Origin of the sequence: Octadecabacter algicola, assembly GCF_021532625.1 — a bacterium.
GTDB lineage: Bacteria > Pseudomonadota > Alphaproteobacteria > Rhodobacterales > Rhodobacteraceae > Octadecabacter > Octadecabacter algicola.
The window spans coordinates 345,276-359,434 of record NZ_JAKGAR010000001.1 but is presented as its reverse complement, the minus strand read 5'-3'; the positions used below and the strand labels follow the sequence as shown (position 1 = coordinate 359,434).

The window sequence follows — 14,159 nt, the reverse complement described above, 5'->3', positions numbered from 1 at the left end:
ATAAAATTAATCGGTTCACCCCTCCCGGGTGGACCACGCCGGTATAAGAGGCGATTTTTCGCCCATACCAAACCAAGTTTCACAATATTCATGCAAATCTTTGTTTTAAAACTAAAAAGAAGGCGCGTGATCTATTGAAATCCATCGTGCGGGCGGTATCTCACATGTATGTTACCGCCAACTGTGTGGTTTTCCACACATCTTAACTACGGTAGGTCTCGGGCTTAATGCTGTGACGTGCCAGTTTGTCATAGAATGTCTTGCGCGGCAGCTTAAGCGTTGCGGCCGCTTCGCCAGATCGACCGCCGGCCCGTTGCAACGCCTCAATCAAAAGAGACCGTTCAACTTGTGCCAATTGTTCCGCCAACCCGATCTGTTGATCCCCGCTGGTTGAAACTGCATCTTCTCCCATCCCCATAGAGAACCGCATCGCAGCGTTCATCAGCCCACGTGCGTTGCCAGGCCAATCCTGCGCCATCAAGCCAGCAATGACGCCCTGATTGATCTCGGGTACGGGCAGGTTCGCCTGCTCACAGGCCAGCCCAACATAGTGCCGGAACAGGACTGGAATATCCTCTGGTCGATCGCGCAGCGCAGGAATGTGGACCCGCATCAGGTCGAGGCGGTAAAACAGATCCGTGCTAAACCGCCCCTGCTCGACTTCGTCTTGGATATCTCGTGTTGTACCCGCAAGAACGCGAACGGTGCTTCCTGTTTCCAATGTTTCAAGCAATGCAAACTGAACGGATGGCGCAAGTGCCGTGACCTCATCCAAATAAAGGGTCCCTGACTCCGCCTCTTCGATTGCAGCCAAAAGCGCGTCCGCTGACAGTTGTGCCGCAGGTCGTTTCACAAATGGTCGGTTAGATGCGCCAGACAACAGGTGAATAACCTCGGCAATCTTGGGCGTGCCTGTGCCCGGTTCACCTGTAATCAACACTTCTGCACTGGCGCGCGCGACCGCGCGTGCACTGTTGCGCAGATCAGATGCCGCCTGAGACACCCCGACCAACATACGTGCAGCCGCATCCCCTTGGTTCAGCTCTACCTTGAGACGGCGGTTTTCAATCACCAAGGAACGCGCATGTATCGCCTTTTGAACCACCGCCAGTAGTTCCTTGGCACCACACGGCTTTTCAAGAAAACCATAAGCCCCTTCCGACATGGCTTTGACGGCCATAGGGATATCGCCTTCGCCCGTCAAAAGGATCACTGGAAGATCGGGATCGATCTGGCGGACATAGTCCAGCAAATGGAACCCATCACGGCCGGGCATCCGTATGTCGGTAATGATCACACCATCAAAACTAGGAACGATATGGTCCTTTGCCTCAACGAATGAACCTGCCCGCACAGGGACAAGATCGGCCAGCTCGATTGTCTGCCCCAACGCCTCGCGCACGTCGCGTTCATCGTCAACGATTAAAACATGTTGGTTCATGCAGCCACCTCGGCGCTATTGCTTGGATCAAGCGTGACCGTAAACACAGCCCCGCCACGCGGATGGTTTCGCCCACGGATCATTCCGCCAAAGCTTTGCACCAGCCCGTAGGAAATAGACAGGCCCAGTCCCATGCCATCTTGGCTTACTTGTTTGGTTGAATAAAACGGGTCGAAAATTCGGTCCGGTTCATCCAATCCAGGGCCGGAATCGCGAACGTACAGTTCAACCCGCCCGTCAACGGTGTCGATGTCGATCTCAATGCGCTGGGGTTGTGATTGCCCTTCCATGGCATCCATAGCGTTGCTGACTAAGTTGAGAACAACTTGCTGTAAGCGAACTTCGCCACCACGCACAATGATCGGCCGAGCGGGTGGAACCCATTCAATCGTGACATTGCTGGCTTTAGTGCGTGCTTCGGTAATCTCCAACACCGCGGAAATAACGCCGCCAAGGTCAACATCGGTCAGCCCTTCGCTTTCTTGTTTCGCAAAGGCGCGCAGGTTGCGGATAATGCGCCCCATGCGGCGTGACAGTTCCGCGATACGACTCAAATTTTGCCCCGCAACATCGGTTTTCCCGCGTTCTAGGAATGCTTCAGCGTTCTCTGCATAGCTACGAATAGCCATTAAGGGCTGGTTCAATTCATGACTGATCCCAGCCGACATTTCGCCCAACGCGCTAAGTTTACCCGCCTGTACAAGGTCGCTTTGTGCCTTGGTCAGTTGCGCCTCCGTGGCGATGCGTTCGCTCACTTCTTGTCGCAACTGCGCGTTGATATCGGACAGCTCAACGGTCCGTTCCGCTACGGCGCTTTCAAGTTGGGCGTTGGCTTCAGCCAAGGTGCGACGTCGTTCTGTTGCAAAAAACAGCATCGCCCCAAACGCAAGACAGATCGCAGCCGCCACCCCCGCCTGTAGCGACGCAAGCGTGCGGGCGGGCGCGACGTTCAACAACGCCTCACCAGTCATCTGGATCACAGGCAAAGAAAGTGAAAGATGGAGCGCGGTTTCAGGAACATAAGGTTGATCCTGCACGGACCACAAAGGTAACCCCGTCCATTCGCTCACGCTGTGGGTCATGAACGGTTTCAAAATCTCTGAAGAATACTCGGCGGACGTTGTCCGCGGAACGACATCTACATCACGCGCTGAAAAGACCAGTTCAGAGCGGTTGGAAATGAACGTCACCCCAAGGTCGTCAGTAAAGAACACCGTTGGGTTCGCGCCCCTCCAGACGGCTTCAACCGCATCCACGTTCACGACGACGACCACCGCACCCAAGACAGGACCTTCTTCCGAGAAGACAGGCGCCGCAAATAGAAATGTGCGTTGATCATAGCGATCGTGGACCAGATGATAGACCCCCATCGCACCGTCTTTGGCCCGTTCGAAATATGGCAACGCACCATGGAAAATTGGGTCCCCGTCTGTGGCAGACGACAGTTCAGTCCCGTCCCCTGACACGATCAGAATATCCAAGCTCCCTGTTTTATCAGCGGTGCGGCGCAACAGGTCAGCCGCACCATCCGGATTCCCCATAACAGTCGCAGCAACAACGGGATGATCGGCCATAAGGACCGCCAATTCGCGATACCGCTGAAGTTCCCCCGTCAAACGGTCAGACGCCAAGGCAAGATCGGATTGGCCACGCTGTTCCAACTGATCAAGCGCGGACATATAGCCAAACACACCCACAGCGGCTGAAAAACCAGCAACTGCCGCCAAAAAGATCGCGATCGCGACGATACGTGTTTGCAATGCGTTCAACATAGCGGCCAATTTACGAAGCTGCGCTTGCATTGACCAGTGGCCATCGCCATCAACGCCATATGCAACGTTTATCCCAATCCCCGACGGACCCATCTTTTGTTCAGACCCCCTATGCGTTCTATGATCACGCACGCAGCTTTGGTGATTTGGTCTATTGGGACGACTATAACGCGGTGTGTGCCGTGTCCCATGCCGCTGTCGCGGCCTGCCTAAAAGACAAACGCCTTGGGCGGGAAATTCCGTCCGAATTCGCGCCTGACATCCCAGAACACCTCGCGCCGTTTTATGCGGTCGAAGCGCACTCAATGCTGGAACTGAACCCGCCCCGTCACACAAGGTTGCGCGGTTTGGTCCTGCGGGCGTTTACATCGCGTCGCATCGCCGAGCTGGAACCAGAGATTGAAACGCTGTGCCATCAATTGATCGACGCCTTTCCAAGCGGTGAATTTGACCTCCTCGACGCTTATGCTCGCACCGTTCCCGTCATAATCATCGCCCGCCTGCTGGGGGTTCCGGAAACGCGGGCGGATGATCTTTTGGCGTGGTCAAATGCGATGGTGGCCATGTATGTCTCAGGGCGCACCCGCGCCGTTGAAGATCGTGCTATTGCCGCAACGGAAAGCTTTGTGGCGTTCATGCGATCCTATGTAGATGAGAAACGCAAAGCCCCGGCCGATGATTTGATGTCCCATCTGATTGCCGCAGAAGAAGGCGGTGAAAAACTCAGCACCGATGAACTTATCACCACTTGCATCCTTTTGCTCAATGCAGGCCATGAAGCCACGGTGCATACGATGGGCAACGCCGTAAAAACTCTGCTGGAACGTGACATCAAGACGATAGATGACACCGTGGTCGAAGAAGCGCTGCGGTTTGATCCGCCTCTACATATGTTTGACCGCTACGTGATCGAGGATTGTGAGCTGTTCGGTCACGCCTTTAAACGCGGCGATACGGTGAAGTGCCTTCTTGGTGCGGCCAATCGTGATCCAGCACCCTACCCTGACCCAGAGATCTTCGATCCAACCCGCAAAGGTCCGGTCAACGTCGCCTTTGGCGGCGGTATCCACTTCTGTGTCGGCGCCCCACTGGCGCGACTGGAATTGCGTGTGGCACTAAAGGTGTTGTTCGATCGTTGTCCTAATCTGGCCTTGTCTGATGCGCCGCTCTATGGCGACACCTATCATTTCCACGGTTTAGAGGCATTGCGCGTCACGACTTGACCCTCGCCCCAGACCACGGCACAAACGGGGTATGGGGCGCACCGCGAACACCCCCGTAAGGCTTAGGCCGAAGGTTCGCATGTTCACCGAAAGGAAGCATGCGCTATGGCTGCCCCAAACGAAATCACCTGCAAACAACTGCTCCGCCTTATTGGCCTACCCGATGCGCCCGTGATTGTAGATATCTGCATTGATGATGATTTTGCAGATGACCCTCACCTTATCCCTGGTTCAATCAAACACCCGCATACCGACATTGACGGATTGATCCTTCGTCTTGATGGGCGCCCCTGTGTGGTGTCCTGTCAGAAGGGTCTTAAGCTAAGCCAAGGCCTAACATCGCACCTGCGCGCGCGCGGGATTGATGCGCAGTACTTGAGCGGCGGTATGTATGGCTGGCGGGACACCGAAGATGCTCCGCGACTACCCTTTGCCGCCCTGCCTGCAAGCAATCTTTGGGTCACACGCCACCGCCCCAAGATCGACCGTATCGCCTGCCCGTGGCTGATCCGTCGATTTGTGAACCCGCAGGCGGAATTTATGTTTGTGGCCCCGGACCAAGTTGCCGGTGTAGCGGAACGATTTGGTGCAACGCCTTTTGATATTCCTGACGTTGCCCTGACCCACAAAGGCGACCACTGCACATTTGATGCGATGCTTGACCTGTTCGAATTGCGCACGGCTCCGCTGGACCGCCTTGCACAAGTTGTGCGCGCTGCCGACACGGGACGCGATGACATGGCGCAAGCCGCTGGACTGCTGGCCGTGTCCGTTGGACTGTCGCGCATGTATCGTGACGATCACGCCCAACTGGACGCCGCATTACCACTCTATGATGCACTATATCGGTGGGCGCGCGATGGCGTAAAAGAAACCCACGCCAGCATGCAGGACACACCATGACCACCGCCGAAATGTTGCGCGTCTTTGGACGCATCGGCTGTTTGTCCTTTGGTGGGCCTGCCGCCCAAATCGCCCTCATGCAAAAAGAACTGGTGGATGACCGCCCACTTTTATCTCAAGACGATTTCCTGAAGGCATTATCATTCTGTATGATGCTGCCAGGACCTGAGGCCATGCAACTAGCTACCTATGCAGGCTGGAAACTGAACGGCATCCGTGGAGGTCTAATAGCCGGGGGATTGTTTGTCCTACCTGGCGCTTTGTTGATCGCCATTCTGGCCTTTGCCTATGCGTCATTTGGGGCCTTACCGTTGGTTCAGGCTGCGTTCCTCGGGATCAAAGCGGCGGTCATTATTATCGTTGTGCAGGCAATCCTAAAACTGTTGGGCCGTGCGTTGGGACAGCGCGACCACCGCATTATCGCAGTTCTCGCATTCTTTGCGCTGTTCCTGTTTAACCTGCCGTTTCCTTTGGTGATCGTTCTGGCTGCGGGATATGGTGCGCTGACGTGTTCGGATCACAGCACAATCAAGACAGCACTGCCGTGGCGCCGTTCCATCACCCCTATCGCTATTGGTGGGGTTCTATGGGGGTTGCCTTTGCTAGCCTCATGGGCGGCGGGTGCAACGTTCCTGCTCGCACTAGGGCTGTTCTTCTCAAAACTCGCGCTGGTGACATTTGGCGGCGCGTACGCCGTCCTTGCTTACATGACCCAAGCGGTGGTGACAGATCACGGCTGGCTGAGCACGGCACAAATGATTGACGCCTTAGGCCTTGCAGAAACTACCCCCGGACCTCTGATCTTGGTTACAGAATTCGTCGGGATATTGGCTGGCATTGCCCAAGCGGGCTGGCCGTTGGGTCTATTAGCTGGCTTGATGACGCTTTGGGTCACTTTCGTCCCCTGTTTTATCTGGATCTTTGCGGGGGCACCCCTCATCGACTGGCTCGACGGGTATCCACGTATTCGTGCTGGACTAGCGGCGATCACTGCGGCTGTTGTAGGCGTAATCGCAAATCTGTCCGTTTGGTTTGCCGCCCATGTGATGTTTGATCAAGTCGCCACCACGTCGGGGCTTTTCAGAACACTGTCCCCTGACTGGGCGTCCTTCAACGTGGCAGCGGCCGCATTGACCGCACTGGCTGCTTTCTTGCTCTTGAATCGTAAACTGCCAATGATCCCGACGCTTGGAGTAATGGCGCTCGCGAGTATCGTGATTTCGATGGCTCTTTGAGCACATCCGATAAAGGGGCGGCATAACTTGCCGAAAGGTCAAACCGCCCCTTTAATCCTCCCCCGAATCTCGTATGCTAAAGGCGGATTTACTTCGGAGAACGCTGCCCGTGTCTGACCCAAACCAAACCATTGATTACGGTAACCTGATGCACAAAGCGATGCGCGGGCTGATCCTCGAGGTTTTGACCGATGTTGCAGACAAGGGATTGCCGGGCAATCACCACTTCTTCATCACGTTTGACACCATGCACCCCGACGTTGAGATCGCCGATTGGCTGTCTGACCGCTACCCGGGTGAGATGACAATCGTGATCCAGCACCAATACGACAGCCTTGAGGTGACGGACCAAGGGTTCTCGATCACGCTGTCCTTTGGTGACGCGCCTGAACCTCTTTATGTGCCTTATGACGCCATCAAGACCTTCGTTGATCCTTCTGTGGAATTCGGCCTTCGGTTTGAATCACAGGAAGAAGAAGACGATGACGACGATCAAGACGACGCCCCCGAAGCCCCGATGGAAGTCATGGCCGAACCAGAAGACAAACCCCATCAAGATGCCGAAGTCGTCAGCTTGGATAAATTCCGGAAATAACCTGCGGCGATTGCGCAGTTGCCCCGCGCCACGCGTGGCGATAAACGGCATACAACCGTATACTGACAATTCTGCAAGGACGCACCATGACCGATACACGCACAGAAACCGACAGCTTTGGCCCTCTTGAGGTTCAATCAGACCGTTACTGGGGTGCGCAAACACAGCGTTCCTTGATGAACTTTCCGATTGGTTGGGAAAAACAGCCTGTTGCGATCGTGCGCGCCCTTGGTGTGATCAAGCAAGCCTGTGCGATGGCCAACAAAGCATCTGGCAAACTGGACGCGAAACTGGCGGATGCGATGATCGAAGCGGCTGGCGAAGTGATCGATGGCAAGCTTGACGATCATTTCCCGCTGGTTGTTTGGCAGACAGGGTCTGGCACGCAATCCAACATGAACTCAAACGAGGTCATCTCGAACCGTGCGATTGAAATCCTTGGCGGTGTGATCGGTTCCAAAGAACCAGTTCACCCAAATGATCACTGCAACATGGGCCAGTCATCCAACGACACCTTCCCCACTGCCATGCACATCGCGGCAGCAATGACAGCACGCGACGTAATGCTTCCTGGTCTTGAGAAGTTTGCGGCCGAGCTGGAAAACAAAGCCGAGCAGTTCAAAGATATCATCAAGATCGGCCGGACCCACACGCAAGACGCGACACCGCTGACATTGGGTCAGGAATTTTCCGGTTACGCCAAACAGATCCGCAACGGGATCGAACGCATCAAGATGGCCCTGCCCGGCATCTATGAACTGGCACAAGGCGGCACGGCCGTTGGCACAGGTCTGAACACCGACAAAGGTTGGGACACAACGGTTGCAGCGAACATGGCCAAAATCACGGGCCTGCCGTTTGTCACTGCACCGAACAAATTCGAAGCCCTTGCCGCACATGACGCCATGGTGTTCATGTCTGGCGCGATCAAAACCACAGCAATGGCGTGCTACAAAATCGCCAACGACATGCGCTTCTTGGGCTCCGGTCCACGTTCTGGACTGGGTGAATTGATCCTGCCAGAAAACGAACCTGGTTCCTCCATCATGCCGGGGAAAGTGAACCCGACACAAGCCGAAGCCATGACGCAAGTATGCGCCCACATCATGGGCAACGACGCGGCTATCGGTTTCGCAGGCTCACAGGGGCACTTTGAATTGAACGTCTACAACCCGATGATGTCCTACAACCTCCTGCAGTCGATGCAGCTGCTCGGCGACGTCACCGACAGCTTTACGGACCGTATGCTGGCTGGCACACAAGCTAACGAAGCACGCATCGACAAGCTGATGAAGGAATCGCTGATGCTGGTAACAGCACTGGCCCCTGAAATCGGATACGACAACGCAACTAAGGTCGCCAAGACAGCCCATAAGAACGGCACGACCCTTCGTGAAGAAGCTGTCGCGCTTGGCTTTGTTGACGAAGAAACCTTTGACCGCGTTGTGCGCCCAGAAGACATGATCGGCCCAAAATGAGCGAAATAGTCAACCTCAACAAATTCCGCAAAGATCGCGATCTCACGGCGAAAAAGCTTGAGGCTGACCAAAACGCGCGCAAATTCGGGCGGACCAAAGCCGAGAGACTGGCCGAAGCCGCCCGAGAGACTGCGCTACAGCGGCACCTAGATCAGCAAAAATTCGAAGACGAATGAGCACCCGCCCTGTCAAACATTCAGTGACGTTACGGGGCCACCGCACTTCGGTCTCTTTGGAGCCTGAGTTTTGGGATGAGTTTCGCCGGATCGCATCGGAGCGCGACCAAACGTTAAACGGATTGGCAATCAAGATTGACGAGGCCCGCGGAGACGTGGGCCTTGCCTCAGCGATCAGGGTGTTCGTGTTGAACACCCTAAAGGATCATTCCTCATAGAGAGCAGCACGAACGCGGTCCAACATGTCAGTGTCTTCGCGCTCAACCGCAGTCAGATGCTGCTGGTCGAGTTCTTTTTCAAGTAAACGTTCATACCGCGCTCTGTCGCCAGACGTTTCCCGAGCAGGTGCAGAAACCTTCGATGATGCCCGCACCGATAGCTCCGACGCAGAATAATCGACGGCCTCAGTCGGCGCAAAATACGACCGCATAGCGTTCACAACACCCGAAGGCATGAACGAAGAGATATTTTTTGGCTTCGCAATCATCATCGCAATGATCCTTTCGAAGCCCCCACGTCATTAAATTACCGTAAACCGACCCCGCCCGAAATAGGGCAAATCGGCCACAATTGCCCCTACTCGACCATTCGCAAGACCTAAGTCATTGAAATGGATTGCATTTACCTGAATGCCTCGCGCCAAACTTTTGTCTCATTTCTAAATTGACGTGCTAAGGCTGTTTACTAGGATGTGACAATCCTGAATTAGTTCGACGATTATCAGCGAAACAGTCAACGATGAAGTGATTCTCACCTACGGATTTCAATTCGGTTCAGTGACGTTCAGTGACGTTCAGCCAAATGCCGTCCTTAGAGCGAACCGTCAAATGCGCTACCGGAACCGGCGTGCGATCCGTCAGCTCAAACTTGAACCGCCGCACAAGCATTGAAAGCAACAAAGCCCCTTCGACCATCGCAAACCCAGCCCCCGTACACACCCGCGGTCCGGCGGAAAACGGAATGTAAGCATCCCGTTGGCAGGCCTTGCCGTTCTCTGTGCCCCATCGTGTTGGGTCAAAGTCGTCAGGCCTATCCCACAGCCGTTCGTGGCGGTGCAGATGCCAAGGGCTCAGAACAATTTGACTGCCTTTGGGCGCATTCCGCCCGCGCAAGGTTTCGGGACAGGTCGTTTCGCGCACCATCATTGGAACAGGCGGATAAAGCCGAAGCGCTTCGCGAAACACATCACGGGACGTGCGCAGCTTTGATACGCTTGCGAAGTCCGCAGACACCTCCTGCGCCTCTGCAGCGACCTTCTCCTGCCACTCAGGGAACATCGCCATCAAATAGAACGTCCACGCCAGCGCAGAGGCCGAGGTTTCGTGCCCTGCTAAAAAGAAAATCGCGACCTGATCAACCATTTCGTCTGTGCTGAAAGTCTCACCTGTTTCGGGATCAGCGGTCGTCATGATTTTGGTCGCCAGATCATCGGGCGCTGTGCCCGCCTTAATCTCGACCATGCGGCGCTCTGTCAGCCCAGTGATAAGGCCACGAATATCGGCCGCGGTGTCCTTGGTCGCGCGTTTAAAGAACCGTGGCATCCAACGTGGCCCAGGAATGAATGCTGCAAGGTTCAAGATCGGTTGCGTGCGCTGATGGTCGCGGAATTTCTCGAACACGGCGTTGGCAGTTTCATCTTCGATCGGGATCGAAAACAAGGTCCGGAAAATCACGTCAGCCGCAGCATGGCTGGTTTCGGGTTCAACATCCTGAACGCCCGTGTTGGCCGCCATTCGGGCCACGGCGGCCTCCCCTGCGGCATACATAGCTGGATAGACCTCACGCAGACGACCGCCCTCAAACGCAGGGTCAATGATACGTCGCTGGCGTTTCCAAGCCTCACCATTGGTCAAGAACACAGAATTACCAAGCAAGGGGCGCAACCCTGCGCCAATGCGATCAGACTTAGGAAAATCGTCGGGCCGATCCTTTAGAACGCGTTTCACCAGTTCAGGATCGTTGGCCAAATAGCTGCGAAAAAACGGCGTCTTAAACTCAGCCATCCACGCACGGTAAAGCTTTGCGGGTTGCGCCGACAAGATGTCCTGCCGGAACAGTTTCAGATATCGCCAAAGCGATACTTTCTCAGGACGCGACGGGGGCTTCGGCGGGATCATGAGACATACTGGTAAACTTGGAGGCCGCAACGTCAATGCGCGATTTGGACGGCGCGCGATCACGGAACCGATCAGCGAGTGTCATCGGCCCTGCCGTGATGCGGAAATAGTCGTAGTCCCCTACCCGATCAAACGCACAAAGATACTGGAAATGCAGGCGGAAGAATTTCCACCGCAGCTCTTTCCAGCGTTCTGGGCTAAGAGTCTGAGTAAACGCGGCTGATATCACCAACGGCCACTTATGGCCCTCTGGCGCAACGCCAGACACCGCAACAGGATCACAAAGCGCAAATGCGCAGCCGTCACCGGGGGCAGTCACATCGACCCAAGCCAATTCGTCACGGGTGGATAGAAAGTGCAGGTCAGCCCGCAAACGGTCGGCCTTTGGCAGAAAACTCAACATTGGCACCACCTGCCCGAGGCTCAAAAACCCTAACGTAGGGCCAGCCTTGGGCACACCGCCTTCGCGGATCAAATCGGCAAGGATCGACACCGCCAGATGTGCCCCTGACGAGTGCCCGACAACGAGGACCTCATCAAGATCACTTTCCAAAGCTTCACCAATGGCTCCGCGAAAGTCAGCCATACGGTCTTCTAATTCGGGTGGATTGGCCCCTTTCCACTGTGCGGAATAGGCGTAGTCATGCATCAGATAGTAAGCAAAAAACTTACTGTCTTTTGATTTAAACCATCGCAACACATAGCCAATCACCCAAATGGCTAGGATTAACAGCGCCACTCTTCTGCCCGCCGTGAAGATCGTAAAATCAAGGTCACCAGGGTTCCCGAGCAAGGCCATCATGCCCCCCCCGATCAAATCCAACGCCCATCCCAACACGCGGGCAGCAACATATCCCGCAAGAAGCGCCAACAAGAACTGTAAGATCAGCATTCCAACCGGATAGAGCGCCGCAATCACAGGCCCTTTGCGGAGCCACATCAACCGGCGCAAAGCCCCTGTCGTTATGTAGGTCCACGCGGTTCGCAAAAGTTGCAGGTAGGTCGCAGGGATTGATGACGCCATCGAGTCACGCACGATGTCAGACCACACCAGTACTTCAACTTCGGCATCAACGGACTGGCCATCCATACGGGATTCAACACGCCAGCCGTAGTTTTCACCCTGTTTGGGCGCAATACCGATATCATAGCCCGAAATCTCAGCCTGCGCCTTGGACTCCGTGCGGTACAATTCGCGGTAGCGGCGCGGGTGGATCGGGTCATATCCCGGAATGTAAAACACACGCCGACGCTTAACCTGACGGTTTTCGACTGATTGCTCTGCCTGTTCCATTGCTCTTCTGCCTCTGGTTTGGGACTACTATACCAAAAATTCGGGCAGAAATAAGAAAACCTTAGCGACCAGCTAGCGTTTCAAGCTCACGAACGTATGCACGCCCCCTCCCATTGGTGCAGGTCTCGGCAGCTTCATTAAACATCCGCTCGATCTGGTCTTGCGGCATGACATCAATGCGCGCGCCGTTCTGGATCAACATTCGGCCGACATCGGGCGAACAGCGTCCAAACACTGTCTCAAACAATGGCGTGCGATTGTAAGTGTTGAGCCCATTCGGGTCAGCCCGCCAGCGCAGCAGAACACGAACTGTGTCTAGCTCACCGCCACCTGCGGCTTTGGATAAGGCCAAGTCTCCATGATTGTCTGGGGTTGAAAAATTAGCCCCTGCAGCACCCAAAACCTCAAGGATTTCAACGACCGTGGCTTCATCGTCTGAAGACGCAAAGTTGATCAAGTCCACAAAAGCTGGCGATCCATGCTCACTTTGGACATTTGGGTTCCCCCCTGCATCAAGGCCAGCCTGAACCGCCGCTGCAGAATTGCTCGACAGAATGATTTGGCGAAATCTCGCATCATCGCCATCTGGCCCCGATTTGAAATTTCCAGCGGTCTCTGGACAATCCTTCCACGCGGGAGCGACTGAATGTGAAGCATTGTCCATCAAAGGACAAGCCGCCACCGACGACGCCAAAAGACCAAACACACTCGCCAAAACCAACCGCATAAAACTCTCCCGTAAGTTGTTACACAAAACCTACGGCGAGCTTGCGGCAATGTCAGCCAAATATCTGCAAAATAGGAAGCGCCTCTAGCAACCAGAACGCAAAGACGGACAAGAACCCAGTGGCCATCGCCAGTCCGACAACGATCAGCAGCAAACCAGAGGTCTTTTCAATTGCGCCCATGTTGCGTTTCATCCAAGCCATTGGGCGTTTCATCTGCGGGAAGAATGCCGCGACCAGCAGGAACGGTACGCCAAGACCCATTGCATAAACACCAAGCAAAACAATGCCTTTGCCAACATCAGCTTGGCTGCCAGCAAGGCTCAGAATGGCGCTCAGGATCGGACCAAGGCACGGCGTCCAGCCAAATGCGAACGCGAGACCAAGGAAATAAGCCCCAAACGCAGACCCGCCTTGGTCCCCGGCCTCAACCCGCATTTCACGATCAAGGAATTTCAACCGAAACAGCCCGATGAAGTGCAAACCAAAGATAATCACAACGATCCCTGCAGCGATCTCCATGTAGGGGCGATAAGACGCCAACATGCGACCAAGCGCAGATGCACCGGCCCCAAGGATCAAGAACACCGTCGACAGACCCAGCACAAAGAACAACGCTGCCACAACGGCACGTCTGCGGGCCGCCTTATCGCCTTCCATCTCGGTGACGCTGACACCGCCCATATAGGCAAGATACGGCGGCACAATCGGCAAGACGCAAGGGCTGAGGAATGACAAAATGCCCGCCGAAAAGGCGATCATCAACGCTGGTAAAAGCGATGCGGCGAGGAAGGTTTCTGTCTCAAACATGTCTCCTCTTAGCGTGACCGTTCAACCGCGTCACGACACCAAATGTCACATCCGCGTTGGAATGTATTTCAATGGCAAGGATCAATGGTGCGGCGTCATGGACATTTGGGCCAAGCCACGGCACATCTTTGGAATGGAAGTATTGGACGCCAGAGGATTGATGTGCCCGCTGCCCGTGTTACGGCTAGCAAAGGTCTTGCGTGGCTTGGACGTAGGAACGCAACTGACCATCTGGGCTGACGATCCAGTCGCTGTCATCGACATCCCGCATTTTTGCGCTGAATCCGGTCATGCGCTGCTATCTCAACGGGAAGAAAACGGCTTCCAAATTTACATCATTGAACGCAAATAAAAACGCCACCCCAATCTGGAGCGGCGTTTTAATTTCAA

Annotated in this window: 15 protein-coding genes; 8 read left to right on the top strand and 7 right to left on the bottom strand. The window is 54.9% G+C overall.

The features are described 5' to 3' along the window. Positions 1-202 precede the first annotated feature (202 nt). Together L0666_RS01770 and L0666_RS01765 are read right to left on the bottom strand one after the other, a co-directional pair. Positions 203-1,441 carry a sigma-54-dependent transcriptional regulator gene (locus L0666_RS01770; RefSeq protein WP_235257504.1) on the bottom strand — a complete coding sequence of 413 codons (1,239 nt, stop codon included), beginning with the start codon at positions 1,439-1,441 and terminating at the stop codon, positions 203-205. Continuing rightward, a complete protein-coding gene (locus L0666_RS01765) occupies positions 1,438-3,243 on the bottom strand; it encodes a sensor histidine kinase (protein ID WP_418887967.1) in 1,806 nt (601 codons plus the stop codon). Before L0666_RS01765 ends, L0666_RS01770 begins: the two co-directional genes overlap by 4 nt. Positions 3,244-3,272: 29 nt before the next feature. On the opposite strand from L0666_RS01765, the gene L0666_RS01760 reads away from it, so the two are divergent. The 7 genes from L0666_RS01760 (at position 3,273) to L0666_RS01730 (ending at position 9,041) form a co-directional block, all read left to right on the top strand. Further along, complete coding sequence (locus tag L0666_RS01760) at positions 3,273-4,436, top strand: cytochrome P450 (RefSeq protein WP_235257502.1); 1,164 nt, start codon at positions 3,273-3,275, stop codon at positions 4,434-4,436. A gap of 105 nt (positions 4,437-4,541) precedes the next feature. Further along, positions 4,542-5,339, top strand: coding sequence for a chromate resistance protein ChrB domain-containing protein (locus tag L0666_RS01755; RefSeq protein ID WP_235257500.1), 798 nt, complete (start codon positions 4,542-4,544; stop codon positions 5,337-5,339). Further along, on the top strand, positions 5,336-6,574 hold the full coding sequence (gene chrA, locus L0666_RS01750; protein ID WP_235257498.1) for a chromate efflux transporter: 1,239 nt from the start codon (positions 5,336-5,338) through the stop codon (positions 6,572-6,574). The genes L0666_RS01755 and chrA overlap by 4 nt, the downstream gene beginning before the upstream one ends. A gap of 148 nt (positions 6,575-6,722) precedes the next feature. After that, positions 6,723-7,169: an SspB family protein gene (locus L0666_RS01745; RefSeq protein ID WP_418887974.1), complete on the top strand. Its 447-nt coding sequence runs from the start codon at positions 6,723-6,725 to the stop codon at positions 7,167-7,169. Positions 7,170-7,255: 86 nt separating this feature from the next. Then, positions 7,256-8,647, top strand: coding sequence for a class II fumarate hydratase (gene fumC / locus L0666_RS01740; RefSeq protein ID WP_235257493.1), 1,392 nt, complete (start codon positions 7,256-7,258; stop codon positions 8,645-8,647). Continuing rightward, entirely contained in the window at positions 8,644-8,823 is a 180-nt protein-coding gene (locus tag L0666_RS01735; protein WP_235257491.1) for a DUF4169 family protein, read from the top strand. Before fumC ends, L0666_RS01735 begins: the two co-directional genes overlap by 4 nt. Beyond that, positions 8,820-9,041, top strand: coding sequence for a ribbon-helix-helix domain-containing protein (locus L0666_RS01730; protein WP_235257490.1), 222 nt, complete (start codon positions 8,820-8,822; stop codon positions 9,039-9,041). The genes L0666_RS01735 and L0666_RS01730 overlap by 4 nt, the downstream gene beginning before the upstream one ends. Here the strand turns inward: L0666_RS01730 and L0666_RS01725 are convergent. The 5 genes from L0666_RS01725 to L0666_RS01705 all read right to left on the bottom strand — a co-directional run bounded on the left by L0666_RS01725 (position 9,029) and on the right by L0666_RS01705 (position 13,769). After that, entirely contained in the window at positions 9,029-9,313 is a 285-nt protein-coding gene (locus L0666_RS01725; protein ID WP_235257488.1) for a hypothetical protein, read from the bottom strand. The two genes, L0666_RS01730 and L0666_RS01725, sit on opposite strands and share 13 nt — an antisense overlap. A gap of 283 nt (positions 9,314-9,596) precedes the next feature. Then, complete coding sequence (locus tag L0666_RS01720; protein ID WP_235257486.1) at positions 9,597-10,940, bottom strand: cytochrome P450; 1,344 nt, start codon at positions 10,938-10,940, stop codon at positions 9,597-9,599. Next, positions 10,909-12,234, bottom strand: a complete 1,326-nt coding sequence (locus tag L0666_RS01715) for a hypothetical protein (protein WP_235257484.1) — start codon at positions 12,232-12,234, stop codon at positions 10,909-10,911. Before L0666_RS01715 ends, L0666_RS01720 begins: the two co-directional genes overlap by 32 nt. Positions 12,235-12,295: 61 nt before the next feature. After that, on the bottom strand, positions 12,296-12,961 hold the full coding sequence (locus L0666_RS01710) for an ankyrin repeat domain-containing protein (RefSeq protein WP_235257482.1): 666 nt from the start codon (positions 12,959-12,961) through the stop codon (positions 12,296-12,298). A 52-nt stretch (positions 12,962-13,013) separates the two neighbouring features. Next, on the bottom strand, positions 13,014-13,769 hold the full coding sequence (locus L0666_RS01705; protein ID WP_235257480.1) for a cytochrome c biogenesis CcdA family protein: 756 nt from the start codon (positions 13,767-13,769) through the stop codon (positions 13,014-13,016). Between L0666_RS01705 and L0666_RS17330 the strand changes: the two genes are divergently transcribed. Beyond that, positions 13,768-14,121, top strand: coding sequence for a sulfurtransferase TusA family protein (locus tag L0666_RS17330; protein ID WP_336246261.1), 354 nt, complete (start codon positions 13,768-13,770; stop codon positions 14,119-14,121). The genes L0666_RS01705 and L0666_RS17330 overlap by 2 nt on opposite strands. Positions 14,122-14,159: the final 38 nt, after the last annotated feature.

Coding starts and splice junctions, on each gene's coding strand:
- L0666_RS01710 (WP_235257482.1), bottom strand. CDS start 12,961: ATGCGGTTGGTTTTGGCGAGTGTGTTTGGTCTTTTGGCGTCGTCGGTG.
- L0666_RS01760 (WP_235257502.1), top strand. CDS start 3,273: ATGCAACGTTTATCCCAATCCCCGACGGACCCATCTTTTGTTCAGACC.
- chrA (WP_235257498.1), top strand. CDS start 5,336: ATGACCACCGCCGAAATGTTGCGCGTCTTTGGACGCATCGGCTGTTTG.
- L0666_RS01735 (WP_235257491.1), top strand. CDS start 8,644: ATGAGCGAAATAGTCAACCTCAACAAATTCCGCAAAGATCGCGATCTC.
- L0666_RS01720 (WP_235257486.1), bottom strand. CDS start 10,940: ATGATCCCGCCGAAGCCCCCGTCGCGTCCTGAGAAAGTATCGCTTTGG.
- L0666_RS01745 (WP_418887974.1), top strand. CDS start 6,723: ATGCACAAAGCGATGCGCGGGCTGATCCTCGAGGTTTTGACCGATGTT.
- L0666_RS01705 (WP_235257480.1), bottom strand. CDS start 13,769: ATGTTTGAGACAGAAACCTTCCTCGCCGCATCGCTTTTACCAGCGTTG.
- L0666_RS01755 (WP_235257500.1), top strand. CDS start 4,542: ATGGCTGCCCCAAACGAAATCACCTGCAAACAACTGCTCCGCCTTATT.
- L0666_RS01730 (WP_235257490.1), top strand. CDS start 8,820: ATGAGCACCCGCCCTGTCAAACATTCAGTGACGTTACGGGGCCACCGC.
- fumC (WP_235257493.1), top strand. CDS start 7,256: ATGACCGATACACGCACAGAAACCGACAGCTTTGGCCCTCTTGAGGTT.
- L0666_RS01770 (WP_235257504.1), bottom strand. CDS start 1,441: ATGAACCAACATGTTTTAATCGTTGACGATGAACGCGACGTGCGCGAG.
- L0666_RS01765 (WP_418887967.1), bottom strand. CDS start 3,243: ATGCAAGCGCAGCTTCGTAAATTGGCCGCTATGTTGAACGCATTGCAA.
- L0666_RS17330 (WP_336246261.1), top strand. CDS start 13,768: ATGTCTCCTCTTAGCGTGACCGTTCAACCGCGTCACGACACCAAATGT.
- L0666_RS01715 (WP_235257484.1), bottom strand. CDS start 12,234: ATGGAACAGGCAGAGCAATCAGTCGAAAACCGTCAGGTTAAGCGTCGG.
- L0666_RS01725 (WP_235257488.1), bottom strand. CDS start 9,313: ATGATGATTGCGAAGCCAAAAAATATCTCTTCGTTCATGCCTTCGGGT.